Origin of the sequence: Rhizobium sp. P38BS-XIX, from assembly GCF_012641435.1 — a bacterium.
GTDB lineage: Bacteria > Pseudomonadota > Alphaproteobacteria > Rhizobiales > Rhizobiaceae > Rhizobium.
This window is the reverse complement of record NZ_JABAIJ010000005.1, coordinates 446565-471704: the sequence shown is the minus strand read 5'-3', so window position 1 is coordinate 471704 and position 25140 is coordinate 446565. Positions and strand designations below refer to the sequence as shown.

The window sequence follows — 25140 nt, the reverse complement described above, 5'->3', positions numbered from 1 at the left end:
GACCTGTTTGATGAGATGGATACCGGATCGACCGGTACGACGGCGCGGCTTCATGCCTGCTGAGAACGAGTCACAATTTTCCCATTCCGACGTTCAAGCTCAATATTTATGGTTAATTCCTTGCCCGAAGGTTAATGACCGCAGGCGAAGCGTCCTGTTTTGGTAAAGCCTAATTTAGGCATGAAATCTATACATGTTTTATCCGAGTATAAGCGTTGAACGCAAGTTACGAGCAAGCTTCGTGCCCTACTGCTCGCGGGCACAGACACGTGGGTGTCTATACGGAGAGAGCAATGATTGTTCTTGGATTGACCGCTTCGCTGATGGCCAGCATGACGCTCGCTGCCTTCATGCTTCTGGGCCTTATCGAAGGCGCACGTGGCAAGACTGCGTCCCGCGTTCTCTAACCTACTCGATTTCAGGTTATAACCCGGCCATTTGAAGGCTCGGGACGAGGCTTTCGCCCAGTATTTTTCTCGCCAGCCGGTAGCTAGCTTTGAGCTTGATAGTTCCGTATTAAGCCTCACGACCCGGCAGCGAGATCCAGCAGGCAATGTCCGACACGACCCAATCCCGAACCAGCGCCCAGAAACTTTCCCTGAGAGTGGCGCTCGCCATCATTTTCGGGGTCACGCTCTGGCGCGTGCTCATGTTGCTGGTCAACAGGACCGATCTTTTCGTCGACGAGGCGCAATACTGGTTCTGGGGACAGAATCTCGACTTCGGCTATTACTCGAAGCCACCGATGATCGCCTGGGTCATTCGTTTCTTCAACGCAATCTCCGGCTCGGACTCGACCTTCTGGATCCGCATATCAGCGCCGCTCTTCCATCTCGCCACGGCTCTGATGCTAATCTGCACGACACGACGGTTGTTCGATGACGAGACGGGCCGTGAGATCGCGCCCTGGGCAGGCGTCATCTTCATCACGCTGCCGGCTGCGTCGCTCTCGGCCGTGCTGGTGTCCACCGACACGATCCAGATCCTGTTCGTCACCATCGCCATCTGGTCCTTCATCGGATTGACTCGGCGTTCGTCGGTATCCGAAGCGCTGATCCTCGGCATCAGCCTCGGGCTCGCCTTCATGACGAAATATTCCGTGCTGTTCCTTTTGCCCGGGGTCGGCGTTGCAATGCTGACGCTACGCTCGGCGCGCATCACCTGGCGCGACGTTTTCATCGCCGCCATCGCCGGCGCCATCGTCGTTGCTCCCAATTTATGGTGGAACCTCACCCATGATGCGGCAACCGTAAAGCACACGGAAAGCATCGCCCAGTGGAGCACGGGTGGCAATGGAGCGGGCGTGTTGAAGCACATTCTCAACGGGCTCGGTTTCGTCGGGGCACAATTCGGCGTGGTCGGGCCAGTCGTATTCTACGCTCTCCTGTGGGCGACCTGGCGGCTGATCCGCGGGCGGAGCGAAGAGAAGGAAAGGCTGCTGTTCTGGCTGTCCATGCCGGTGGTGGTCCTGATCGCCCTGCAGGCATTTCTGGCCAAGGCCCAGGCCAACTGGGCGGTCTGCGCCTATTCCGCAGGCACGATCCTCGCCGTCTGGCTGCTTTATCGCCTGACGAAGAAGGGATTGGGGACGTCGCTGATCATCGGCGCGGTCGTCGCCTTCGTCATTCCGGTACTGACGGTCTTTGCTCTCGACATCAAATTGCCGAACGGCGATCTCGTGATGAAGCGCTATGTCGGCCGGAGCATCATCAGCCTGCAAGTCGCCGATATCGCCACCACCGCGAAGATATCGGATATCGTGGCCTCGGATCGCGCCATCCTTGCCGACCTTTTCTACACGCTGAAGGGCAAGCCGTTCCACATCTATGCCCGCAATTTCGGCGGCTTCCCGAAGAACTATTACGAGCAGGAGTTCTCCCTGCCCGCGACCTTGCCCGGCCCGGTCCTTTTCATCGACAATGATCCCATCACCTGCGCGGATGGACAGGCCGAGCTGATCAAGAGCTGGTCGCCGCCTTTTGGCGACATGAAGGGCGAGACGCTGTATGCCTACCGCGTTCCCACGAGCTGCCTTGCGCCCAAATCCTGATCTCGATGCACTTCTCCCGGAAGAAATCGCGCCAAAATGGTTGACCGGCCGGCACAACTGCCGCATGACAGGCCGCACTATGAAGACGCAAGCCGCCCTGATATCATGACCGGACCGCCGGACGCCAAGCCGGCAAAGGAATGAAGGCATTTTTGACCGTTGAGCCCGCTCGAATTCGGCGCCGCCGACAGCGAAGATAGAGACGAGAAGCCGCATCGTGCCGGAGCGCGCGTGCTGGCTTCCCTGTTCGTCGCGTTCTTCGCCTATATCGGGCTGGCGCTTGGCGGAGGCATCAATCTTGCCGCGCGCGCCGATGCGGATGCGCTTTCCTCCGGCAAGGACAATCAGCCGCTTTACCTTTCGATGCGCGATCCGGTTCGCGGCATCGTCGTTGCCGATCGCCTCGCGACGCCGAAGGCGACCTGGCATGATGTCGGCCCGGCAGCTCTTGCACCTGTCGCCTCGCTCGACCATCTGGCCAGACCCTGGCAGCGGCTCGACCAAGCCGAGGCCTCGCGGCTCGAATCTCATGCCTTTCGGGCCTATTCCGCCCGCGCGCCGCCACTCGGCTTTGCCTGAACGGTCCACGCCAACACGGCGCCTTCTCGACATGACCTGAACTCCGCCAGCGGCCCGACCGCCGGCATAAGTGTATTTCCAAGGATAATACCCATGCGCACTTCACCATGGCTGGTGGCACTCTACTCGGTGATCATCGTGCTTGGCATTCTCATTGCCTTGCCGAACGTATTGCCGCAGTCGACCCTCAGCAAAATCCCGAACTGGCTGCCGCATAGCCAGGTTTCGCTCGGCCTCGACCTTCGCGGCGGCTCCTATCTCGTCCTTGAAGTCGACGAAAAGGACCTGACCAACGGTCGGCTGCAATCGCTGCAGCAGGATTCGCGCCGTGTCCTGCGTGACAAGAATATCCAGACCCGCTCGATCATCCGCAACGGCAACCAGGTCGTCGTGACGCTGACCGATCCCGCGCAGAGCGGCGATGCAGTCACGCAGCTGCAGACGCTTTCCAACACGATCACCTCGGGCCTCTCGGCCGGCCAGTCCGATCTGACGATCACGCCGAACGGCGGCACGATCGCCATGTCCTTCTCGCAGGCAGGCATTTCGGCCAACGTCGATTCCGCCGTTCAGCAGAGCCTTGAAGTCATCCGCAAGCGCGTCGACCAGGTCGGCGTTGCCGAGCCGACCATTCAGCGCGTCGGTCCGAACCGCGTTCTCGTCCAGCTTCCAGGTGCACAGGATCCGTCGCACCTGCGCGAACTGCTTGGCTCGACCGCGAAGATGTCCTTCCATCTGCTCGCCGACAATGCCGATCCGAACAACCCGCCTCCCGGCGTCACCATCCTCAAGGACGAGCAGGGCAACAGCTACCCGGTTCTCGACCGCATCGAACTGTCCGGCGACCGTCTGACGGACGCCCGCGTCAGCTTCGACCCAAACACGCATGAGCCGCTCGTCACCTTCCGCTTCGACAGCGCCGGTGCCAACCGCTTTGCGGAAATCACCCGCGAAAACGTCGGCAAGCCCTTCGCCATCGTCCTCGACAACAAGGTTCTGAGCGCGCCGAATATCCGCGAGCCCATCACCGGCGGTTCGGGCCAGATCTCGGGCAACTTCACCGCAGACAGCGCCACCACGCTTGCGGCCCTGCTGCGCGCCGGTGCACTTCCGGCCAAGCTCACCGTCATCGAAGAACGCACCGTCGGTGCTGACCTCGGCGCCGACGCCATCCAGAAGGGCATCTACAGCGGCCTGGTCGGCTTCGTCCTGGTCGCCGCCTTCATCTTCGTGCTCTATGGCACCTGGGGCATCCTTGCGAATGTTGCACTGCTCATCCACACGGTCCTCACCTTCTCGGCTCTGACCCTGGTCGGTGCCACGCTGACGCTGCCCGGTATCGCGGGTATCGTGCTTGGTATCGGCCTTGCGGTTGACGCCAACGTTCTCATCAATGAGCGCATCCGTGAAGAAACCCGCAAGGGTCGCGGCGCCTTCGCCGCCATCGATAACGGCTTCAAGAAGGCCTATTCGACGATTATCGACGGCAACATGACGGCATTGATTGCCGCCGCCATCCTGTTCTACTTCGGCTCCGGCCCGGTTCGCGGCTTTGCCGTGACCATGGGTCTCGGCCTCATCATCTCGATGTTCACCTCCGTCGCCTTCGTGCGTGTCGTGATGATCGCCATCACCCGCCGCCGCAAGCTGAAGGTGATCACCATCAAGCCGCTGATCCCCTTCAGCCCCTATGACAAGCACATCCAGTTCATGAAGGCCCGCTTCTTCGGCATCACCGTCTCGGCGATCCTGTCGCTTGCCTCGGTAGTGCTGTTTTTCCATCCGGGCCTCAACTACGGCGTCGATTTCCGTGGCGGCATCCAGATGTCGGTCAAGACCAAGGACGCGGCCGATCTGTCGACCTTCCGCGAAGGCTTGAACACGCTGGGTCTCGGGGAAATCGCGTTGCAGTCCTTCGGCGACAACAACAGCATCCTTGTCCGCGCCCAGCGGCAGGACGGCGGCGAAGAAGCGCAGACGGCGGCGGTGACCAAGCTCAAGGCTGAAATCATCAAGATCGACCCGAGCGCAAGCATCGAAGGCACCGATGTCATCGGTCCGAAGGTCTCGGGCGAGCTTGCCTGGGCCGGCATCCTGTCCGTCGTGATCGCCAGCCTGGCGATGCTCGTCTACATCTGGGTGCGGTTCGAATGGCCGTTCGCGGTCGGCGCCATCGTCACCCTGGTGCTCGACGTCACCAAGGCGATCGGCTTCTTCGCGATTACCGGCCTCGACTTCAACCTGACGGCCATTGCGGCGATCCTGACGCTGGTTGGCTACTCGGTGAACGACAAGGTCGTGGTCTATGACCGCATGCGTGAAAACATGCGGCTCTACAAGTCGATGCCGCTGCGGGAGATCATCGACAAATCGATCAACGAGACCCTGGCAAGAAGCCTCTACACCAACGCCACCGCCTTCCTGGCGCTGGTGCCGATGGCGATCTGGGGCGGCAGCGCCGTCTCCAGCTTCGCGATCCCGATGGTGTTCGGCATCCTTGTCGCCGGCGCCTCGTCGATCTTCATCGCAGCGCCGATCCTGCTGTTCCTCGGTGACTGGCGTCGTCGCCATGCCAAGCCCGTCGCCAACGATGCGACGCCGGCTGACGACAAGTCCGGCAAAGGCAACAAGCAGATACCTGCCGCGGAATAAGCGACAGTCTCATCGAAAAAGAACATGCCCGGCTTTCGGGCATGTTCTCAACGACTTGCAGCGCAGATAGCGAATATTGGACGTCGCGGTGCGCCTAATAGGCCGGATCAGGAAATGGTCGGCATATGCAACGGCAGCCCCGGGCGCGGCGCCGTAATTTTCTCCACCACGCCGTTTTCCTGCTCGCTGACGAGCAAATGCTTACCATCGATGGTAAAAGCGATGCTGCCCGGCCGCGTGCCGTTCGTACGGATATGGCCAGCCATGCGACCTTCGGTGTCGACAAGCGAAATCTCACCCAGTCCGTACATCGCACAATAAAGGACACCGCTGCGGTCGAAGGCGAGGCCGGAGGGGCCGCGCAGCATGTTGATGGCAGGCGATGTCATCGACTGAACGAACAGCTCCTGCCGCCCGCCGATGATCTGCCGATGAACCTTGCCTGTCAGCGTTTCGCTGTAATAAAGCAGCCCATTGGCGTCGAACGCGATTCCGCTTGCGAACAGCAGGCCGGCAGCGAGGACCCTGATGACCCGGCCATCTGCTGGATCGATCTGATAGACACAACCATTATAGGCGGCCTTGAAGAAATCGGGGTGAATACGGCCGCCCTCAAGGAGATCATCGAGGCGAATGCCGGAATCGGTCATGTACAGCAGGCCGTCGGGGCCAAAGGCGAGCGCATTCGGATGCAGGAACGGGCCGTCGGCGCTCCCTTCGATCACCTGAAGGACGCGGCCTTGCGGCGACAGCCGGACAAGCGAGTTCTCCGGGCCATCGGCAACCCAAAAACATCCATCACCATCGATGGCGATCCCTGTCGGGCTGCCACCGATTCGGCAAATTTCCTGATGCGCCCCGCTCGTGTCGAAAAGCTTCAGACAGCGGCGGCTGGTATCCATTTCGACGAGCGCGAAACGCCCATCCTGCAAAGCCACGAGCCCGCTAGGCAGACGCAGCCCAGTGGCAATCGTTTCGTCCATGGTTTGAAACCTTCATTGTACGCACTACGAAGCCCCAAAAACTCAAATCGCCGAGCTAAATTGATACATAAGAATGAAGAAAGTTGTTTTCGAGCCTGAGCCATCGTCGTTCGAATAAGATTCTCGCCTGCAAAGTCACATCTGCGTGCGGATCCGGTCAAGCTTGACAGGTTCGGCCGATTCGGAACATCCATAGAACGTCTGGATAATCATGCCGCTGCGATTCGTCGCGGGTTGCGCCCGGCCATTCCTCATCCGACGCATTCAGGAGATCTCATGAGCGCCGCCTATCTGGAAAAATTGAACCCGGAGCAGCGGCTGGCCGTGGAGCATGGCACGACGGCGGGTGACGGTCATGTCGCCGGGCCTCTGCTTGTTATCGCCGGGGCAGGCTCCGGCAAGACCAACACGCTTGCCCATCGCGTCGCGCATCTGATCGTAAAGGGTGCCGATCCTCGCCGCATACTGCTCATGACCTTCTCGCGCCGCGCCGCGGCCGAAATGGGTCGCCGCGTGGAGCGGATCTGCCGTGAAGTTCTGGGCGCCAACGCCGGCATCACCGCCGATGCGCTTGCCTGGACGGGAACATTCCACGGCATCGGCGCGCGCCTGCTCAGGGACTATGCCGAGCAGATCGGCATCGATCCCGTCTTCACGATCCACGACCGGGAAGACAGCGCCGACCTGATGAACCTGGCGCGCCACGACCTCGGCTTCTCGAAGACAGAGAACCGCTTCCCGACAAAGGCGACATGCCTTGCCATCTACTCCCGTTCAGTCAATGCGGAAGCGCCCCTCGACGGCGTGCTGAAGGATTACTTCCCGTGGTGTGCCATGTGGGAGCAGCAGCTGCGCGATCTTTTCGCTGCCTATGTCGAGGCAAAGCAGGTGCAGAACGTGCTCGATTACGACGACCTGCTGCTCTACTGGGCGCATATGCTGCAGGAGCCGCTGATCGCCGAGGATATCGGCAGCCGCTTCGATCATGTGCTTGTCGACGAATATCAGGACACGAACCGGCTGCAATCCTCCATCCTGCTGGCTTTGAAGCCGGATGGGCGCGGATTGACCGTCGTCGGCGACGATGCGCAGTCGATCTATTCCTTCCGCGCCGCGACCGTGCGCAACATCCTCGATTTCCCGAAGGCCTTCACGCCCTCGGCCGATATCGTCACCCTCGACCGCAACTACCGCTCGACGCAGCCGATCCTCGCTGCCGCCAATGCCGTGATCGATCTTGCCTCCGAGCGTTTCACCAAAAACCTGCGCACCGAGCGGCAAAGCACGGAGCGGCCGCGACTGGTGACGGTGCGCGATGAGGCCGACCAGGCGCGCTACATCGCCGACCAGGTGCTGGAAAATCGCGAGGGCGGCGCAAGGCTGAAGCAGCAGGCCGTGCTCTTCCGCACCTCGAACCATAGCGGCCCGCTGGAAGTGGAACTCACCCGGCGTAATATTCCCTTCGTCAAATTCGGCGGGCTGAAGTTCCTCGACAGCGCCCATGTCAAGGATATGCTGGCGGCGCTGCGCTTTGCCCAGAACCCGCGCGACCGCGTGGCGGGTTTCCGGCTGATGCAGCTGCTGCCCGGCGTCGGCCCTTCGACAGCCCAGCGCGTGCTGGATCATATCGGCGAAGAGGCAAGCCCGATCACGGCGCTCACCGAGCTGCCACCGCCACCCCGCACGGGAGACGACTGGACCGCCTTCGTCGAGACGATGCGGGAGATCAAGAGCGGCAAGGCCGGCTGGCCGGCGGAAATCGGCCTGGTTCGGCAATGGTACGAGCCGCATCTGGAGCGGGTACACGAGGATGCATCGACACGGCTGGCGGATCTCATCCAGCTTGAGCAGATCGCCGCCGGTTATGGCTCGCGCGAGCGCTTTCTCACCGAGTTGACGCTCGACCCACCGGACGCCACCAGCGATCAGGCCGGTGTGCCTTTGCTCGACGAAGACTATCTGATCCTCTCGACCATCCATTCCGCCAAGGGGCAGGAATGGACGAAAGTCTTCATCCTCAACGCCGTCGACGGCTGCATTCCCGCCGATCTCGCCGTCGGATCATCCGCCGAAATCGAGGAGGAACGGCGGCTGCTCTATGTTGCGATGACGCGGGCGAAAGACAATCTCGATCTCGTCATTCCGCAGCGCTTCTTCGTGCATGGCCAGCATGCGCAGGGCGACAAGCACGTCTTTGCCTCGCGTACCCGCTTCATTCCGGCGACGTTGCTGCAGTTCTTCGAGGTCTGTGGCTGGCCGCAGGCGCGGGCCGAAAGCCCGGCCGCCATTCGGGCGCGGCAGGTAAGGGTCGATGTCGGGGCGCGTATGCGGGGCATGTGGCGGTGAGTTGAAGCGATTGAGGTCGGCAGATCGGTCATGTTCGACGACGCCGCGCTTTCGTGCCTGCCCCCTCACCCTAGCCCATGACACGGATCCTCACTTCGTCTCGCGAAACATCTCGATGATCGCCGAAAAATCGCGACCGCCATTGCCGAGCTTTTCGAAGAGCGCGTAGAGTTGCGCGGCTTCCGCTCCCAACGGCGTCGATGCGCCGCTGGAGAGCGCCGCTTCCTGAGATAGCCTGAGGTCCTTCAGCATCAAGGCTGCGGAAAAGCCCGGCTTGTAGTCGTTGTTGGCGGGCGACGTCGGCACGGGGCCGGGCACGGGGCAATAGGTGTTGATCGACCAGCACTGGCCTGACGAAGTGGACGCGACATCGAAGAGGGCCTGATGCGAGAGACCAAGCTTTTCGGCAAGCACGAAGGCCTCACAGGCTCCAATCATGGAAATGCCGAGGATCATGTTGTTGCAGATCTTCGCGGCTTGACCGGCACCGGCATCGCCGCAGTGAACGATCTTTTTGCCCATCACGTCGAGCAAGGGCTTGGCGGCCATGAAGCTTTCGGCCGAACCACCAGCCATGAAGGTCAGCGTGCCGGCAGCAGCGCCGCCTGTGCCGCCGGAGACTGGCGCGTCGAGCGAAAGGCAGCCCCCTTCGGCCGCCATCGCATGAGCCTTGCGGGCGCTGTCGACATCGATCGTGGAGCTGTCGATCAACAGAGTTCCCTTCGGCACGGAGCGCAGCACATCGGTCCAGACGGTGAGCACGTGCTGACCCTTCGGCAGCATGGTCACGACCACCTCGGCATCGGCGAGAGCCTCGGTCAGCACGCTCGCGGGTTTTACACCCGTCGCCTCCGCGGCCTTCAACACATCATGCGAGAGGTCGTAACCAGCAACGGCATGGCCGGCCTTGACGAGATTGGCGGCCATCGGGCCTCCCATATTGCCGAGGCCGATAAATGCGATCTGCGTCATGATGTTTCCTCCCATGATCCGTGGCAGCAATTCCGGAAAAGATGCAGAGCGGCTTTCCGTTCCGAACTTGCCAAAGGTAATCCGATAAAGCGGCTCGAAAACTCTGTGATGAGCCGTTTAGAGCGGTTCAGCTTTTCACGGAATCCCCGAACCGCTCTATCTCTTTGTTCTCGCGCAATTCCTGACGGAAAACCGCTGCGCACTTTTCCTGGAATTGCTCTAGCTCCCGAAAAGTAGTGGTTGGGCCGCGACGAAAAAGCGGTCTATATCCGCAGCCGTGACATCTGAGAGGCTGGCCGGCGACCATTTCGGATTGCGATCCTTGTCGATGACGGCAGCGCGCACACCTTCGTAGAAATCGTGATTGTGCAATATGCCCATGCAGGCACCCAGTTCGCGATCAAGGCACTCGGCAAGATCGGCGCTCACCCTTCCCGCCCGCAGCAGACGCAGCGTCAATTTCAGGCTGGTCGGCGAGCGGCCGGCAATGACACCTGCGGTTTCGGCGGCAAACTCTCCCGTTTCGTCCGCCAGTGCCTGCAGGATGTCTTCGACGGTTTCGCCGGCAAAAGCCCGGTCGATCATATCCCGGTTTGCCGCAAGCCGGCTCTCGCCCGCATCCGTCGCCATCGTCTCGATCAATGCATGGATATCCGCCGCAGAGATCGAGACGGGAAGCGCCGCAACGGCATCGATCAGATCCGGCAGCGCGGATGACGACACGCAGTGATCGGCAAAGCCGGCATGAATGGCATCGGCTGCACCAATGGCAACGCCGCTCAACCCCATCCAGGTGCCGGCTTCGCCCGGTGCGCGCGGCAACAACCAGGTGGCGCCGACATCCGGGAAATAACCGATGCCGGTTTCCGGCATGGCGAGGCGCGTCCGCTCGGTCACGACGCGATGGCTGCCATGGGCCGAGAGGCCGACACCGCCGCCCATGGTGATGCCGTCCATCAGCACCACATAGGGCTTTGGATAGCGCGAGATCGCATGATTAAGCAGGAATTCCTCGCGCCAGAAGGTCTCCGCCTTCCCGGAACCGTCCTTGCCGCTCTGGTGCAACAGGCGTATGTCGCCGCCGGCACACAGACCGCGCTCCCCCTCGCCTGAGACGATAACGCTCGCAACGGCAGGATCGACGGCGAAATCACGCAGGGCCGATGCGATCGTCCGCACCATCGGCAGGGTCAGACTGTTCAGCGCCTTCGGGCGATTGAGCCTGACGATCCCGGCCGCCCCCCGCCGCTCGATGATGACCTCGTCCGTGCTATCCATGCAAATCTCCTGTCCTTGCGTTTGACCACGAATAACGCGTCATCTGTTGTCGGCAAGGATCATCTCGGCGGCCTTTTCGGCGATCATGATCGTGGGCGAGTTGGTGTTGCCCGATGTGATCGACGGCATGATCGACGCATCGGCGATGCGCAGCCTTGCCAATGTCCGGAGCCGCAAGCGGGCATCCACAACACTTTGGGCGTCACTGCCCATGCGGCAAGTGCCGACCGGGTGAAAAATCGTCGTGCCGATATCGCCGGCGGCCCGCTCCAGATCCGCATCCGTCTCATAGGCCGGTCCCGGTTTGAACTCCTCGGGCCGGAAGCGGGCGAACGAGGGTTGCTCCACGATCCGTCGCGTCAGGCGAATGGAGCGAACGGCGATCTCCCGGTCACGCTGAGCGGAAAGATAGTTCGGGCTGATGGCCGGCTGCAGCGCGAAATCGGGGCTACGCACATGCACCGAGCCACGGCTTTCGGGTCTGAGATTGCAGACGCTGGCGGTGATAGCTGGAAAGGGATGGACGGGATCTCCGAATTTGTCGAGCGAGACCGGCTGCACATGGTATTGCAGATCCGGCGTTTCCTTATCGGGACCTGAGCGGGTGAAGATGCCGAGCTGGCTCGGCGCCATCGCCATCGGGCCTGAGCGGCGGATGAGATATTCAAGGCCGATCGCCGCCTTGCCGATCAGCTTCGTTGCTTTCTCGTTGAGCGTGGGAACACCAGTCACCTTGTAAGCCATGCGAAGCTGCAGGTGATCCTGCAGATTTTCGCCGACCGACCTGACGTCGCGCACGACGTCGATACCGGCATTGCGAAGCACATCGCCGTCGCCGATGCCTGACAGTTCGAGAATGTGCGGGGAGCCGATGGAGCCGGCGGAAAGCACGGTCTCTCTCGTGGCATAGGCGCGCTTCGCCACACCGTCGTGCTGGAATTCGACACCGGTGACGGCATCGCCCTCAACGATCAGGCGGCGGACCTGCGCTTTCGTGTAGACGGTGAGATTGCCGCCTTTCATGGCCGGGCGCAGGAATGCCTTCGTGGTGTTCCAGCGGATGCCGGAGCGCTGATTGACGTCGAAATAGCCGGAACCTTCATTGTTGCCGCGATTGAAATCCGCCGTCTCCGGGATGCCGGCCTCCTTGGCCGCAGCCTGGAAGGCATCGAGCACGGCCCAGCGCACGCGCGCCTTCTCGACCCGCCATTCGCCGCCGGCGCCGTGCATCTCGTCCTTGCCGCGATAATGATCCTCGGACTTGATGAAGTAGGGCAACACGTCGTCCCAGCCCCAGCCGGCGCAACCAAGCTGGCGCCAGAGATCGTAGTCGCGCGCCTGGCCGCGCATGTAGATCATGCCGTTGATGGAGGAGCAGCCGCCGAGCACCTTGCCGCGCGGATAATTCAGCGACCGGCCATTCAGGCCCGCTTCCGGCGATGTGGTGAAGCACCAGTCCGTGCGAGGGTTGTTGATGCAATAGAGATAACCGACCGGGATATGAATCCAGTGGTAATTATCGTTGCCGCCGGCTTCCAGCAGCAAAACCCTGTTGTTGCGGTCGGCCGAAAGCCTGTTGGCCAACACGCATCCGGCACTGCCGGCACCGATGATGATGTAGTCGAAGCGATCCATTCAAGAGACTCTGTCGTCCCCTCGCCCCGCCTGCGGGGAGAGGGTTAGGGTGAGGGGCAGGAAGGCCCGGCAAATTCAGCATTCGCTGGAAGTCCGTAATAGCCCCTCATCCGCCCTTCGGGCACCTTCTCCCCGCTTACGGGGAGAAGGAAAATCAAATCGCTAGCGCCGATACTCAAATCCCAGTTTACGTCCGAGCCGCGAGGCATAGAATTCGCCGACGACGCCGCGGCGGAAGAGCAAGACGCAAACCATGAAGACGATGCCGGTGATGATGGTGACCGGGAATTCCGAAGTGGCGAGGTAGTTTTCCAGCGTCGCCACGAACCCCGCACCGAAAAGAGGGCCGATCAGCGTGCCGATGCCGCCGAGCAGCGTCATGAGAATGACCTCGCCGGACATCTGCCAGGCAACATCGGTCAATGTCGCAAACTGGAAGACGAGTGCCTTGACGGAACCTGCAAGCCCGGCCAACGCCGCCGACATGACAAAGGCGCCAAGCTTGTAGCGCGCGACGGAATAGCCGAGCGAAATCGCCCGTTGCTCGTTCTCACGGATCGATTTCAGGATCATACCGAAAGGCGAATTGATGAAACGCCAGATGATCAGCACGCCGATCAGGAAGACGGCGAGGACGAAGTAGTACATGTTGAAGGAGTTGTTGAGGTCGAGGACGCCGAAGAGGTAGCCGCGCGGCACCGATTGGATACCGTCTTCGCCATGAGTGAATTCCGCCTGCAGGCAGAAGAAATAAAACATATAGGACAGCGCCAGCGTGATCATGGCGAAATAGATGCCCTGGCGACGGATCGCGACGAAGCCCATGACAAGCCCGAGCAGCGATGCGCCGGCAACGCCAATCAGGATGCCGAGCTCGGGCGGCAATCCCCACTCCTTCACCGCATGGGCCGTGAAATAGGCGGCACCGCCGAAAAACGTGGCGTGGCCGAAAGAGAGCAGGCCGGCATAGCCGAGCAACAGATTGAAGGCGCAGGCGAACAGCGCGAAGCAGAGCACCTTCATCACGAAGATCGGATAGATGAAGAACGGCGCCCAGATCAAGCCGACGAGGCCAAGAACCAGCAACAGCTTCTGCACCGAAAGTTTCGGACGCTCCTTGGAGCCCAAGCCGATTAATCCAGCCATATCACGCCTCCCGACCGAAGAGGCCCGCGGGCCTGAGGAGCAGCACGATCGCCATGATGACGAAGATGACGATGTTGGAAGCTTCCGGATAGAAGACCTTGGTGAGGCCCTCGGCAATCCCGAGCATATAGCCCGTCACGATCGCCCCCATGATGGAGCCCATGCCACCGACGACCACCACCGCGAAGACGATGATGATCATGTTCGAGCCCATCAGCGGCGATACCTGATAGATGGGTGCGGCCAGTACCCCGGCAAAGGCGGCAAGCGCGACGCCGAAACCGTAGGTCAGGGTCAACAGCACCGGCACGTTGACGCCAAAAACCTGCACGAGCGTCGAATTCTCGGTCGCCGCGCGCAGATAGGCACCGAGCTTGGTCTTCTCGATCAGAAGCCAGGTGCCGATGCAGACGATCAGCGAGGCAATGACCACCCAGCCGCGATAGACGGGCAAGAACATGAAGCCGATATTTCTCGCGCCCGCCAATTCCGTCGGAACGGCATAGGGTTGGCCGGAAGAGCCATAGAGATAACGGAACGTTCCCTCGATGGTCAGCGCCATGCCGAAAGTGAAAAGCAATCCGTAAAGCGGGTCGATCTTATAAAGCTGGCGCAGGCAGAGCCGCTCGACCACCGCCCCGAACAGGCCGACGATCAGCGGCGCGACAACGAGAGCCGGCCAATAGCCGATGCCGGCATAGGCAAGCAGCAGATAGGCGGTGAAGGCGCCGAGCATGTAGAGCGCGCCATGGGCGAAATTGATGACGCGCAGCATGCCGAAAATGATCGCGAGGCCGAGGCTCAGCAGCGCATAGAAGGAACCGTTGATGAGACCGATCAGCAATTGTCCGAGAAGCGCCTGGATGGGGATGCCGAATATCATCGTCATGGCTCAGACCCCCAACACTTTGTGCAGCATGTCCATGCGCTCTGTGAGCTCGCCGACCGGAAACTCGGAAACCATCTGGCCGTGATCCATCAGATAGAAACGATCGGCGATGCGGCTGGCGAAGCGGAAATTCTGCTCCACGAGCAAGATGGTCATGCCGCGACCTTTGAGCTTCTGCAGGACTTCACCGATGCGCTGGACGATGACCGGCGCAAGGCCCTCAGTGGGTTCGTCGAGCAGCAACATACGAACGCCGGTGCGCAGGATGCGGGCCATGGCGAGCATCTGCTGCTCGCCGCCCGACAACCTCGTGCCGACACTGTTGCGCCGCTCATGCAGATTGGGAAACAGCTCGAAAATCTCGTCGAGCGTCATGCCGCCAGCGGCAACGACCGGCGGCAACATCAGGTTTTCATAGACGCTGAGCGTCGAGAAGATGCCGCGCTCCTCCGGCACGAAGCCGATGCCCTGATGCGCCGTCTTGTGCAGCGGCACCTGCATCATGTCCTTGCCGGCGAAGGCGATCCTGCCCTTGCGGGCACGGACGATGCCGACGATGGTGCGCAATGTCGTCGTCTTGCCGACGCCGTTGCGGCCGAGGATGGTGATGGTCTCCCCCTCGTCCACGCGCATGTCGACGCCGTGCAGGATATGGCTTTCGCCGTACCAGGCATTGAGGCCCTGAACTTCCAGAAGCGGCGCCATCGTCAAGCCTCCTCCGTGCCCATATAGGCTTCGCGGACGCGCGGATCGCGGCTGACCGCGGCATAGTCGCCCTGAGCGAGGATCTCGCCACGCTGCAGCACTGTGACATGATGGCAGATATCGGCAACCACCGAGAGATTGTGCTCCACCATCAGCACGGCCCTGTCGCGCGCGACGTCGCGAATGATCGCGGAAACTGTGTTTACGTCCTCAAGACCCATGCCGGCCATCGGTTCGTCGAGCAGCAGCACCTTCGGATCGAGCGCCAGCGTGGTCGCGATCTCCAGCACGCGCTTGCGGCCATAGGAAAGATCGGCAGCGATGGCATCACGCTCCTTCGAGAGGCCGACAGAGGCAATGAGCTGTTCAGCGCGCGCATTGAGACTGTCGAGGGCCGACAGCGGCCGCCAGAATTGGTGCTCGAGATTGTTTGGCCGCTGCAGGGCGACGCGGACATTGTCCAGTACCGTCAGATGCGGGAAGACGGCCGAAATCTGGAAGGAACGCACGAGACCCATGCGCGCAACCTTGTCGGGTCTTGTCTTCGTAATATCGGTGCCGAGCAGCGTAATCGTGCCGTGCGTCGGCTGCATGAACTTGGTGAGCAGATTGAACACCGTCGTCTTGCCGGCGCCGTTCGGGCCGATCAATGCATGGACACGCGCATGCTGCACATCGAGATCGACATTCTTGACGGCCGTGAAGCCGCCGAAGTCGCGGCGCAGTCCCCGGGCGGACAAGACCACCCGGGGTTCTTCCTGCAGATGTGTCGCTGACATCGTCATGGGCTGATCCGCGCCCTATTGCTTGACGAGGTCGCAGCCGCTCTTGGCTGGGTCGATATAGGCTTCCTTGCCCGGGATCGTCGCCAGCACATTGTAGTAATCCCACGGTTCCTTGCTCTCTTCCGGCTTCTTGACCTGAAGAAGATACATGTCGTGGATCATGCGGCCATTGGCGCCGACGGTGCCGCCGCGACCGAAGAAATCGTCGACCGGCATTTCATGCAGTTCCTTGGCGACGGCCTCGGTATCATCGGTGCCAGCCTTCTGCACCGCCTTCAGATACTGCATCACGGCGGAATAGGTGCCGGCATGGATCATGTTCGGCATCTTACCGGTACGGGCAAAGAAGCGCTTGCCGAACTCGCGGCTCTTGTCGTCGAGGTTCCAGTAATAGCCTTCCGTCAGCGTCAGGCCTTGCGCCGCCTGCAGGCCGAGACCGTGGACTTCGGCGAGCGTGAAGAGCAGCGCCGCCAAATGCTGACCGCCCTGGGTGATGCCGAATTCAGAGGCCTGCTTGATGGCGTTGGACGTGTCGAGGCCTGCATTGGCAAGTCCGATGACCTTGGCCCCGGACGACTGCGCCTGCAGCAGGAAGGACGAGAAATCATTGGTCGACAACGGATGGCGGACGGAGCCCAGGATCTTGCCGCCGCTCGCCTTGACGAAGTCGCCGGTCTGCTGCTCGAGGGAATAGCCGAAAGCGTAGTCGGCAGTCAGGAAGAACCACGTGTCCCCGCCCTGCTTGACGAGCGCGCCGCCGGTGCCGACGGCAAGAGCGTGGGTGTCATAGGCCCAGTGGAAGCCATAGGGCGAGCATTGCTTGCCGGTGAGATCGGTCGTCGCGGCACCCGTGACGATGTCGATCTTCTTCTTTTCCTTGGCAACGGCCTGGACGGCGAGCGCGACCGACGAGGTCGTCAGCTCCATGATCGCGTCGACCTTGTCCTGATCATACCATTGGCGGGCGATGTTGGATGCGATGTCGGGCTTGTTCTGATGGTCGGCATCGACGATCTCGATCGGTACGCCCAAGACTTTGCCGCCGAAATCCTCCGCGGCCATCTTGGCGGCCTCGACGGACGATTTACCGCCGAAGTCCGCATAGACGCCGGACTGGTCGTTGAGGATGCCGATCTTGACGACACCATCGGATGGGCCGGCCGCGAAAGCCGCCGTGCTGGTTGCAAGCAAAAATGCCAGGGATGCAATAAGACTCTTTCGCATATCCTCTCCTCCCAGAGATTTCGGCAAAAACGAATCTGTTCAAAATTGGCCAGTCGCTTTCCTCAAAACGACTTTTCCCGCGGCCAAGATCACGGAAATCGCGCGTTGACGCAAGTCGGGATTGCAACTAATTCCAAACAATGTCTGTTCATTTTTGAACAGAAGGGAGAGGCATGAAGAACGCGCCGCACTTCACCTGGGATGACCTGCAGTTCTTTCTGGCCGTTGCGCGAACGGGGCAGCTTTCGACCGCCGCAAGGCAGCTACGCACCAGTCATGCCACGGTTTCGCGCCGCATCGACCGGCTGGAATTCGCGTTGAAAGTCAAGCTGTTCGAGCGCAATCCGCGCGGCTATATGCTGACATCGATGGGCCAGCGCTTTATAGACACGGCCGAGCGCATGGAGCAGGAAACCGAGCGCCTGCGCGCCGATCTTTCCGCAGGGTCGGCGGCACAACGGGGTGTCGTGCGCATCAGCGCGCCGGAGGGATTTTCCAACTTCTTCTTCACCGGCGTGCTACCCGAATTCACCGCACGGCATCCGAACATTTCGCTGGAGCTGATCACCATCCAGCAGATCATGTCGCTTTCGCGCAAGGAGGCTGACATCGTCGTGGTGCTCGACCCGCCGAAGGCCGGTCCCTACTTCACCGAGAAGCTCAGCGACTACCATCTGCAGGTCTATGGATCGCGCGATTATCTTGCCCGGCATCTGCCAATCGAAAGCCGCGACGATCTGCCCGACTTCGCCTTCATCGGCTATATCGAGGATATGATCTTCGCGCCGGGGCTGGATTATCTCGGCGACGTGCACCCGCGCATCAAGCCGCAATTCCAGAGTTCGAGCATCTTTGCCCAGCTGACGGCGACGAAGAATGGCCTCGGCCTCTGCGTGTTACCCTTCTTCATCGCCGGCAAGCATCCGGATCTACAGGTGGTGCTGCCACACGAGGTCGATCTGAAACGCCATTACTGGATCACTTGCCACCGTGACCTTCGTCAGTCGCCGCGCGTGCGCACGGTCATCGACTTCCTGACGGAAGCGGTGCAGCAGAATGCGCCGGCTTTTCTAGGACCATGGTGCGATAAGGACGGCTAAGGCTCATGCGGGCCGTCAGATGCTTGGGGCGGCGCATATCTTCTTGAGCCCGGCGGGATCGAACCCTCCTCGCTCCACAAGACGAAGCTCCCAGTCCAGCGACGAACGCACGATCGTTTCGAGGCTGTTGTGTTTCGGCGACCAACCCAGTTCGCGACGCGCAACTGTCGCGTCGGCGACCACGCTTGCCGCATCGCCTGGCCGGCGCGGCGCGACATGGATCGGGAAGGTACGGCCGTGTACGCGCATGACCATGTTGAGCACGTCGAGCACGGAATAGCCCATGCCATAACCGCAATTGGCGACCAGCGAACACCCGCCCCCGCGCAGATGCCTCAACGCCAGCAGATGTGCCTCTGCAAGATCGCTGACATGGATGTAGTCACGGACACCGGTGCCGTCGTGCGTTGCATAGTCCGTACCGTAGACATTGACCCGGTGGCGGCGACCGAGCGCAGCCTCGCAGGCCACCTTGATGAGGTGGGTCGCCCCATCGGTCGATTGACCCGCGCGCCCCTCGGGATCCGCACCGGCGACGTTAAAATAGCGCAGCGCCACGTAGCTGAAATCGTAAGCCGCAGCGGCGTCGCGCAGCATAAGCTCCGACATGAGCTTCGATTGGCCGTAAGGCGATTCCGGCCGCAACGGCGCATCTTCGGCAACCAGCCTGTCCGCCGGCTGCTGGCCATAGACGGCGGCGGTCGAGGAAAAGACGAAATGACGGATGCCGGCTCGGACGGCGGCACTCATCAAGATACGGGTCTTGCCGGTATTGTTCTCGTAGTAAGCGAGCGGGTCCTCAATGGACATCGGCACGACGGCCGAGCCGGCGAAATGGATGATGGCCTCGATATCGTTTTCGGCAAAAATCTGACGCAGAAGCGCTTCGTCAGCGACATCGCCGAGATAAAAGCGGGCAGCTGGCGGCACCGCCCAGCGAAAGCCCGTCGACAGGCAATCGAGAACAACGACGTCCTCGCCCGCGTCAAGCAATCTCCAGACCATGTGGCTGCCGATATATCCGGCTCCGCCGGTCACCAACACCGTCATTCTTCGCGTCCCCGCCAAGTCTTGTCAGTGCCATATGAGGCTGTCTCTGCTGCGAAATTGATTAAAAATGGGAGAGAAACGAGAAAGATTGCAGGAATGGTTACGGCAAGACTTCCTGGATTGGTTGCATTTTATCGATCCAGGAAACGCGCGGACCAAAAACGGGCGGTCAAAGCATCAATACCGCCCCTTTCTGTATATCACAAGCTCTGAATATATCGACTCAGTCGCTCGGCAGCATCTGTCACCTGCACTGGATCGCGCAGGAAGCAGGCGCGCATGAAGAGCTCACCGCCCAACCCGAAGGCCGTTCCTGGCGCCAAGCCGACGCCGGTCTTGTCGACGATGTCGATGGCCGCCCTGCGGCTGTCGGTGACGCCGTCGATCTTGAGGAAGGAATAAAGCGCGCCATCCGGCTTCAGCGTATGCACGCGATTGGTGGCGATCAGCGCGTCGCAGAGGATATCGCGCGAGCGCTTGGCCTTGGCGATGTTGGAGCGCACGAAATCGTCGCCTTCGTTCAAGGCTGCGACTGCGCCCTTCTGCATGAATTGCGCGACGCCGGAGGTCGAATATTGAACGAGATTTTCGATCACCTGCCCGAGTTCGGCCGGAGCAACGATCCAGCCGACACGCCAGCCGGTCATCGACCAGTTTTTCGAGAAGGAATTGACGAAGAGGATCTTGTCGTCGGCGTCCTTGACGTCGAGGAAGCTCGGCGCGCGGCCGCCCGCATAGTAGTAAAGCGCATAGATTTCGTCGGCCATGATCCAGAGATCGTGCTTGCGCGCCAAGGCGAGGATATCGCGCAGATCCTGCTGGGTCGCGGTCCAGCCCGTCGGGTTCGACGGGGTATTGATGAAGAGGCCTTTGGTTTTCGGCGTGATCGCGGCTTCCAGCCGTCCCAAATCGAGCGACCATTTGCCGTGCTCGAACTGCAGCGGCACGGGCACGGAACGAGCGCCCGCAATCTCGAGCGCGGCGGCGATGTTCGGCCAAGCCGGAGAGAGATAGACCATCTCGTCACCGGGAGAGGTGATCGCCTGCACGGAAAGCTGGATTGCCTGCATGCCGGAACCGACGACGTAGAAATTCTCCATCGGCAGCGACGTACCGAAATGCCGGCCGTAGTAATCGGCGAGCGCCTGGCGCAGTTCCGGAATACCGCGCTGCCAGGTGTAAAAGGTCTCGCCCGCGTTGAGCGAGGCCATGGCGGCGCGATTGATGAAATCCGGTGTCGGCAGATCGCCCTCGCCGACCCACAGCGGTAGCAGACCTTCGCGGCCGCGAGCATAATTCACCACTTCAACGATCCCGCTTTCAGGCGCTGCGAGAGCGCGCGGGCTGAGGCTGTCCAGTATCGGCATGCAAGGTCTCCGGTTTCTGCCTTCATAAAGCAGAGCAGCGGACAAATCCTATGACTTTGCCTTAGCGATCAATCGATTTTGGTGATGAATAAAGCCTCGGCCCTTTTGGGACCGAGGCTTCTGAAAAGACTAAAATGAAAAGCTGCTAGCGCCGTGCGAGAAGATCGCGGATTTCCGTCAACAGCTGAACGTCTGCCGGAGGCGGCGCTGCTTCCGTGACCTTGGTTTCCTTGCGCTCGACCTGAGCGCGCAGCGTATTCACGCCCTTGACCATCAGGAAGATGATCCAAGCAAGGATCAGGAAGTTGATGAGGACCGTGATGAAGTTACCGTAAGCGAACACGGCGCCCTGGGCACGGGCGGCTGCCAGCGTCGGCGCGTTGACCGCCGAGGAGAGACCGATGAAGTAGTTCGAAAAGTCGAAGCCGCCGAAAATCGCACCGACGATCGGCATGATGATATCGTCAACCAATGATTTCACGATACCGCCGAAAGCGCCGCCGATGATCACACCAACCGCGAGATCCATAACATTGCCACGGGCGATAAATGCCTTGAATTCATTAAGCATTGAGCAGTCCCCTTCGCGTTGCCGTTGAATTCACTTGTGATGTTTAGCATCCATCTTTTTCCTTATTTTTCAACAGCAAATTGGCTCAAGGCTCGGATCAGGCAGGTATATCCCACGATAAAGCGGCCCATACGGCCATTTCATCGCTCACAACTTCCCGCTCTTGTTCGATGGTTGCCGACAAAAAATCCGTCGCCATGAACGAGCACTTCACCGGAGCTTGGGTGAGTCGCCTGCCTCAACCGCCAATGCTTCAAGCATTAGGAGCATTTTCCGGCATCACCTTGTCGATAAGCTTGCCTATATGATCCCCGGCAGGCGTCTGGTCGAAAAGGATGCGATAGATGATCGGGGAGATCACATAATCCATCAGCTCCGCCACGGTGGGAAAGGGCTCACCGCTCGCTTCTGCGCGCGCAACGAAGGCCGCCAGTTGCTGTTGTGTGTAACCGCTGCATTTCTCCGCATTGCTCGCGTCCGTGGTCGAGAGAACGTCTCTCAGCATCTGCCGCCCGACGCCCGAGGTCATTTCATCGGCATATTGCTCCACCCAGGCCTGCAGATCCTCGCGAGCAGTGCCGATCCGGGCCGGCTCGCATTCCGGCCGCAGGCGCGAGGCGGCAACGTCAGCGAGAAGCGCCTGGAGATCGCCCCAGCGGCGATAGATCGTCGACGGAGTGACATTGGCGCGCTGCGCAATCGAAGGGATCGTAATATCGGACCGGTCCATTGTCGTCAGCATATCGCGCACCGATTGATGCACGGCCGCCTGGACTCTGGCGCTGCGCCCGCCTGGACGGGGATTTTCCCTGTGACCCATATGCTCTTGCCGATCTTTCCCATGTCGTTTGCGGCAAGTTCTGCGCCGCGATATGCCTCAATATGGGGATGAAGGCGCTGGTTTTAATGGATGGGCGGCGGATTTGCCTGATGGCGCTTACACCGCAGCGTCGGACATACGACGCTGCGGTGCTTCAAATGGCATATTGCCGATCGTGTTGAAGATCAGCCGGATGGGCTGCCAATTAATGTAAGAATACGCTTACGGTTTGAGCTTCAGCTCGGCAAGGCCGCTTCCGTCCATCGCAAACGGCACCGATGTGTGCTCATGGACGATTGTCCAGACGCTCTCTTCCTTTCTGAGGCCGAGCGTCTGGCGAAACCAAAGATCGACGTCGATTCCATCGGTCTTTCGGCCCGTCATCCGCACAAGACCGGTCCAGAAGGCAACATCATCGCCGACGGTCAGCCTGACATCGACGGCATCGCCGCCGATCGGTCCTTCCCAGGTCGAAAACCAGCTTTCCAGACCCTCTTCGCCCTTGCCTTTATAAACGAGAGGTGGGGCCAGCGTGAAGCTGACGATATCGTCGCTCAAATGCCTGACGACGCCAGCGGCATCTTTCTTGCCGAGCGCGGAGGCCCAGCTTGCAATCACTGCATTGATCGCGTCAGCCTCGTGACGATTGCCGATGATCTCGATCATGTCATTCTCCTCGTTTTGCTTGTCTGAACGTAGGACGAATGAAAAGGGCCGCTCCCGACAGGACCGGCCCATTATTTTGATCACCTATGACTTATTGCCTCAGGCCGCCTTCTTGGCCGCATATGGATCGAAACGTCCATAGAAAGTCTCGCCCTTGGCGGCCATGTCCTTCAGCAGTGCCGTCGGCTGGAAATGCGGACCGTAAGCTGCGGCCAGCTTTTCGCAGAGTTTCACGAACGTCTTGACGCCCATGCCGTCGATGTAGGACAGCGCCCCACCGGTATAGGGCGCAAAACCGAAGCCGAGAATGGAGCCGACATCGGCCTCGCGCGGATCGGTGACGATGCCCTCTTCCATGGTGCGGGCCGCTTCGAGCGCGATGGTCACGAGGAAGCGCTGCTTCAGCACGTTGACATCGACATCATCGGCCTTCTTCTGCGGATAGAGATCCTTGAGGCCCGGCCAGAGCGACTTCTTGGCCGGCTTCGGCGGATACTCATAGAAGCCCTTGGCGTTCTTCCGGCCCAGGCGGCCCTCGCGCTCCACCAGACCGGTAACAAGCTGCATGTGACGCGGGTCGACGGCCTTCTCGCCGAGATCAGCAACCGTCGCCTTCAGGATCTTGTAGGAGAGATCGATGGCGACTTCATCGTTGAGCGCCAGAGGCCCGACCGGCATGCCGGCCATCTTGGCGGCATTCTCGATCATGGCAGCGGGCACGCCTTCGATCAGCATGTCATAGGCTTCATGGATGTAGCGGAAGACGCAGCGATTGACGAAGAAGCCGCGCGTGTCGTTGACGACGATCGGCGTCTTCTTGATGGCGGAGACGTAGTCCAGCGCGACGGCAATGGCCCGGTCGCCCGTTTCTTTACCGAGGATGACTTCCGTCAACATCATCTTCTCGACAGGCGAGAAGAAGTGGACGCCGATGAAATCAGCCGGACGCTTCGAATTCTTCGCAAGGCCGGTGATCGGCAGGGTCGAGGTATTGGAGGCGAAGACGGCGCCGGGCGGCAATACGGCCTCAACAGCCTCGATGACAGCCTTCTTGACTTCGCGATCCTCGAACACCGCCTCGATGACGAGATCTGCGTCCTTCAAATCGGCATAATCTGAGGATGGCGTGATGCGGGAGAGCAGAGCAGCACCTTCATCTTGCGTCAGCCTTCCCTTACCGATCGAATCCTTGACCAGCCCCTCGCCGACGCCCTTGCCCTTCGTCGCGGCTTCGATGTCACGGTCGATAAGCGTGACGGGAATGCCGGCGGCTGCAGTCACATAGGCGATGGATGCGCCCATGAAACCGGCGCCGACGACGCCGACCTTCTTCAGCTCCGTCTTCGGCTGGCCTGCCGGGCGGCGCGCGCCCTTGCCGAGCTCCTGCATGGAGATGAACAGCGAGCGGATCATCGAATAGGCTTCGGTCGTCTGCAGCACATGGGTGAAATAGCGCTGCTCGATCTTCAGGCCGGTATCGAAGGGAACCTGCAGGCCTTCATAGACGCATTTGAGTATGGCGAGTGCCGCCGGATAATTGCCCGAGGTCTCGCGGCGCAGGATGGCAGGCGCTGCCGGCCAGAGCTGTGCTGCGGCCGGCGTCCAGATGCCGCCGCCCGGTGCCTTGAAGCCCTTTTCGTCCCAAGGCGCGATAGGCTTCAGGCCGTCCTTGATCATCTGCTTGGCGGCGGAGATCAGCTGATCCGGCTCGACCACCTGATGCACGAGGTTCATTGCCTTGGCCCGTGCCGCCGTCAGCGACTGGCCCGTCGTCATCATCTGCAGGGCGGACTGCGCATCCGTCAGGCGTGACACGCGCTGCGTGCCGCCGGCGCCGGGGAAGATGCCGACCTTGACCTCAGGCAGCGCGATCTTGACGCTCTTGTCGTTCGACGCGACGCGGCCGTGGCAGGCCAGTGACAGTTCGAAAGCGCCACCCATGCAGGTGCCGTTGATGGCCGAAACCCAAGGCTTGCCGCAGGTTTCGAGCTTGCGGAACAGGCCGGTCATGCGGCCGACAAGATCGAAGAGTTTCTTTGCGGCTTCTGCCGGATCCTTCGCCTTTTCCTCCTGATAGAAGGAGAACATCGACTTGATCATCGAGAGATCGGCGCCGCCGGAGAAGGAAGACTTGCCAGAGGTGAAGACCACGCCCTTGACGGCGGCATCGGCGACAGTCGCATCGATGACGGCGTTCAGCTCGTCCATCACCTCGGCGGTGAAGACGTTCATGGATTTGCCGGGCATGTCCCAGGTGACGAGGGCGATGCCGTCTGCGTCCGTTTCGACGGTAAAATTCGTATAGACCATTGGGTTCCCCTC

Annotated in this window: 20 protein-coding genes; 5 read left to right on the top strand and 15 right to left on the bottom strand. The window is 60.7% G+C overall.

What is annotated here, in order from left to right; translation table 11 throughout:
- The first annotated feature begins 553 nt into the window (after nucleotides 1-553).
- The 3 genes from HGP17_RS19115 to secD all read left to right on the top strand — a co-directional run bounded on the left by HGP17_RS19115 (nucleotide 554) and on the right by secD (nucleotide 5281).
- A complete protein-coding gene (locus HGP17_RS19115) occupies nucleotides 554-2050 on the top strand; it encodes a glycosyltransferase family 39 protein (RefSeq protein ID WP_168811850.1) in 1497 nt (498 codons plus the stop codon).
- 159 nt (nucleotides 2051-2209) lie between these two features.
- Nucleotides 2210-2629 (top strand): hypothetical protein, encoded by a 420-nt coding sequence (locus tag HGP17_RS19110; protein WP_168811848.1) that lies wholly within the window; start codon nucleotides 2210-2212, stop codon nucleotides 2627-2629.
- 93 nt (nucleotides 2630-2722) lie between these two features.
- Entirely contained in the window at nucleotides 2723-5281 is a 2559-nt protein-coding gene (gene secD, locus HGP17_RS19105; RefSeq protein WP_168811846.1) for a protein translocase subunit SecD, read from the top strand.
- Nucleotides 5282-5388: 107 nt separating this feature from the next.
- On the opposite strand, the gene HGP17_RS19100 is transcribed toward secD, so the two are convergent.
- Complete coding sequence (locus tag HGP17_RS19100; RefSeq protein WP_168811845.1) at nucleotides 5389-6264, bottom strand: SMP-30/gluconolactonase/LRE family protein; 876 nt, start codon at nucleotides 6262-6264, stop codon at nucleotides 5389-5391.
- 276 nt (nucleotides 6265-6540) lie between these two features.
- Between HGP17_RS19100 and HGP17_RS19095 the strand changes: the two genes are divergently transcribed.
- Nucleotides 6541-8610, top strand: coding sequence for an ATP-dependent helicase (locus HGP17_RS19095; RefSeq protein ID WP_168811843.1), 2070 nt, complete (start codon nucleotides 6541-6543; stop codon nucleotides 8608-8610).
- 90 nt (nucleotides 8611-8700) lie between these two features.
- Here HGP17_RS19095 and mmsB read toward each other — a convergent pair whose 3' ends face one another.
- The 8 genes from mmsB to HGP17_RS19055 form a co-directional block, all read right to left on the bottom strand.
- Nucleotides 8701-9582 (bottom strand): 3-hydroxyisobutyrate dehydrogenase, encoded by an 882-nt coding sequence (mmsB, locus tag HGP17_RS19090; RefSeq protein WP_168811841.1) that lies wholly within the window; start codon nucleotides 9580-9582, stop codon nucleotides 8701-8703.
- Between the two features lie 219 nt (nucleotides 9583-9801).
- Nucleotides 9802-10860, bottom strand: coding sequence for an enoyl-CoA hydratase/isomerase family protein (locus tag HGP17_RS19085; RefSeq protein WP_168811839.1), 1059 nt, complete (start codon nucleotides 10858-10860; stop codon nucleotides 9802-9804).
- A 39-nt stretch (nucleotides 10861-10899) separates the two neighbouring features.
- On the bottom strand, nucleotides 10900-12495 hold the full coding sequence (locus tag HGP17_RS19080) for a GMC family oxidoreductase N-terminal domain-containing protein (protein WP_168811837.1): 1596 nt from the start codon (nucleotides 12493-12495) through the stop codon (nucleotides 10900-10902).
- A gap of 162 nt (nucleotides 12496-12657) precedes the next feature.
- Nucleotides 12658-13641, bottom strand: a complete 984-nt coding sequence (locus HGP17_RS19075; protein WP_168811836.1) for a branched-chain amino acid ABC transporter permease — start codon at nucleotides 13639-13641, stop codon at nucleotides 12658-12660.
- 1 nt (nucleotide 13642) lies between these two features.
- A complete protein-coding gene (locus tag HGP17_RS19070) occupies nucleotides 13643-14530 on the bottom strand; it encodes a branched-chain amino acid ABC transporter permease (RefSeq protein WP_168811834.1) in 888 nt (295 codons plus the stop codon).
- Between the two features lie 3 nt (nucleotides 14531-14533).
- Nucleotides 14534-15235 (bottom strand): ABC transporter ATP-binding protein, encoded by a 702-nt coding sequence (locus HGP17_RS19065; RefSeq protein WP_168811832.1) that lies wholly within the window; start codon nucleotides 15233-15235, stop codon nucleotides 14534-14536.
- A 2-nt stretch (nucleotides 15236-15237) separates the two neighbouring features.
- On the bottom strand, nucleotides 15238-16020 hold the full coding sequence (locus HGP17_RS19060; protein WP_168811830.1) for an ABC transporter ATP-binding protein: 783 nt from the start codon (nucleotides 16018-16020) through the stop codon (nucleotides 15238-15240).
- Nucleotides 16021-16035: 15 nt separating this feature from the next.
- Nucleotides 16036-17244: an ABC transporter substrate-binding protein gene (locus HGP17_RS19055; protein WP_168811828.1), complete on the bottom strand. Its 1209-nt coding sequence runs from the start codon at nucleotides 17242-17244 to the stop codon at nucleotides 16036-16038.
- Nucleotides 17245-17417: 173 nt separating this feature from the next.
- Here HGP17_RS19055 and HGP17_RS19050 point away from each other — a divergent pair, with 173 nt between their 5' ends.
- A complete protein-coding gene (locus HGP17_RS19050) occupies nucleotides 17418-18344 on the top strand; it encodes a LysR family transcriptional regulator (RefSeq protein WP_168811826.1) in 927 nt (308 codons plus the stop codon).
- Nucleotides 18345-18359: 15 nt separating this feature from the next.
- On the opposite strand, the gene galE is transcribed toward HGP17_RS19050, so the two are convergent.
- The 6 genes from galE to HGP17_RS19020 all read right to left on the bottom strand — a co-directional run bounded on the left by galE (nucleotide 18360) and on the right by HGP17_RS19020 (nucleotide 25128).
- Nucleotides 18360-19394, bottom strand: a complete 1035-nt coding sequence (galE, locus tag HGP17_RS19045; RefSeq protein ID WP_168811824.1) for a UDP-glucose 4-epimerase GalE — start codon at nucleotides 19392-19394, stop codon at nucleotides 18360-18362.
- 200 nt (nucleotides 19395-19594) lie between these two features.
- Nucleotides 19595-20761, bottom strand: a complete 1167-nt coding sequence (locus HGP17_RS19040) for a pyridoxal phosphate-dependent aminotransferase (RefSeq protein WP_168811822.1) — start codon at nucleotides 20759-20761, stop codon at nucleotides 19595-19597.
- 145 nt (nucleotides 20762-20906) lie between these two features.
- A complete protein-coding gene (gene mscL / locus HGP17_RS19035; RefSeq protein WP_168811820.1) occupies nucleotides 20907-21332 on the bottom strand; it encodes a large conductance mechanosensitive channel protein MscL in 426 nt (141 codons plus the stop codon).
- A 253-nt stretch (nucleotides 21333-21585) separates the two neighbouring features.
- Nucleotides 21586-22152 (bottom strand): TetR/AcrR family transcriptional regulator C-terminal ligand-binding domain-containing protein, encoded by a 567-nt coding sequence (locus HGP17_RS19030; RefSeq protein ID WP_168811818.1) that lies wholly within the window; start codon nucleotides 22150-22152, stop codon nucleotides 21586-21588.
- A 222-nt stretch (nucleotides 22153-22374) separates the two neighbouring features.
- A complete protein-coding gene (locus HGP17_RS19025; protein WP_168811816.1) occupies nucleotides 22375-22818 on the bottom strand; it encodes a nuclear transport factor 2 family protein in 444 nt (147 codons plus the stop codon).
- 99 nt (nucleotides 22819-22917) lie between these two features.
- Complete coding sequence (locus tag HGP17_RS19020; RefSeq protein WP_168811814.1) at nucleotides 22918-25128, bottom strand: 3-hydroxyacyl-CoA dehydrogenase NAD-binding domain-containing protein; 2211 nt, start codon at nucleotides 25126-25128, stop codon at nucleotides 22918-22920.
- Between the last annotated feature and the right edge of the window lie 12 nt (nucleotides 25129-25140).

What these genes read in the sequence shown, in the direction of transcription:
- HGP17_RS19115 (WP_168811850.1), top strand. Translation starts at nt 554, where the DNA reads ATGTCCGACACGACCCAATCCCGAACCAGCGCCCAGAAACTTTCCCTG.
- secD (WP_168811846.1), top strand. Translation starts at nt 2,723, where the DNA reads ATGCGCACTTCACCATGGCTGGTGGCACTCTACTCGGTGATCATCGTG.
- HGP17_RS19100 (WP_168811845.1), bottom strand. Translation starts at nt 6,264, where the DNA reads ATGGACGAAACGATTGCCACTGGGCTGCGTCTGCCTAGCGGGCTCGTG.
- HGP17_RS19095 (WP_168811843.1), top strand. Translation starts at nt 6,541, where the DNA reads ATGAGCGCCGCCTATCTGGAAAAATTGAACCCGGAGCAGCGGCTGGCC.
- mmsB (WP_168811841.1), bottom strand. Translation starts at nt 9,582, where the DNA reads ATGACGCAGATCGCATTTATCGGCCTCGGCAATATGGGAGGCCCGATG.
- HGP17_RS19085 (WP_168811839.1), bottom strand. Translation starts at nt 10,860, where the DNA reads ATGGATAGCACGGACGAGGTCATCATCGAGCGGCGGGGGGCGGCCGGG.
- HGP17_RS19080 (WP_168811837.1), bottom strand. Translation starts at nt 12,495, where the DNA reads ATGGATCGCTTCGACTACATCATCATCGGTGCCGGCAGTGCCGGATGC.
- HGP17_RS19075 (WP_168811836.1), bottom strand. Translation starts at nt 13,641, where the DNA reads ATGGCTGGATTAATCGGCTTGGGCTCCAAGGAGCGTCCGAAACTTTCG.
- HGP17_RS19070 (WP_168811834.1), bottom strand. Translation starts at nt 14,530, where the DNA reads ATGACGATGATATTCGGCATCCCCATCCAGGCGCTTCTCGGACAATTG.
- HGP17_RS19065 (WP_168811832.1), bottom strand. Translation starts at nt 15,235, where the DNA reads ATGGCGCCGCTTCTGGAAGTTCAGGGCCTCAATGCCTGGTACGGCGAA.
- HGP17_RS19060 (WP_168811830.1), bottom strand. Translation starts at nt 16,020, where the DNA reads ATGACGATGTCAGCGACACATCTGCAGGAAGAACCCCGGGTGGTCTTG.
- HGP17_RS19055 (WP_168811828.1), bottom strand. Translation starts at nt 17,244, where the DNA reads ATGCGAAAGAGTCTTATTGCATCCCTGGCATTTTTGCTTGCAACCAGC.
- HGP17_RS19050 (WP_168811826.1), top strand. Translation starts at nt 17,418, where the DNA reads ATGAAGAACGCGCCGCACTTCACCTGGGATGACCTGCAGTTCTTTCTG.
- galE (WP_168811824.1), bottom strand. Translation starts at nt 19,394, where the DNA reads ATGACGGTGTTGGTGACCGGCGGAGCCGGATATATCGGCAGCCACATG.
- HGP17_RS19040 (WP_168811822.1), bottom strand. Translation starts at nt 20,761, where the DNA reads ATGCCGATACTGGACAGCCTCAGCCCGCGCGCTCTCGCAGCGCCTGAA.
- mscL (WP_168811820.1), bottom strand. Translation starts at nt 21,332, where the DNA reads ATGCTTAATGAATTCAAGGCATTTATCGCCCGTGGCAATGTTATGGAT.
- HGP17_RS19030 (WP_168811818.1), bottom strand. Translation starts at nt 22,152, where the DNA reads ATGGGTCACAGGGAAAATCCCCGTCCAGGCGGGCGCAGCGCCAGAGTC.
- HGP17_RS19025 (WP_168811816.1), bottom strand. Translation starts at nt 22,818, where the DNA reads ATGATCGAGATCATCGGCAATCGTCACGAGGCTGACGCGATCAATGCA.
- HGP17_RS19020 (WP_168811814.1), bottom strand. Translation starts at nt 25,128, where the DNA reads ATGGTCTATACGAATTTTACCGTCGAAACGGACGCAGACGGCATCGCC.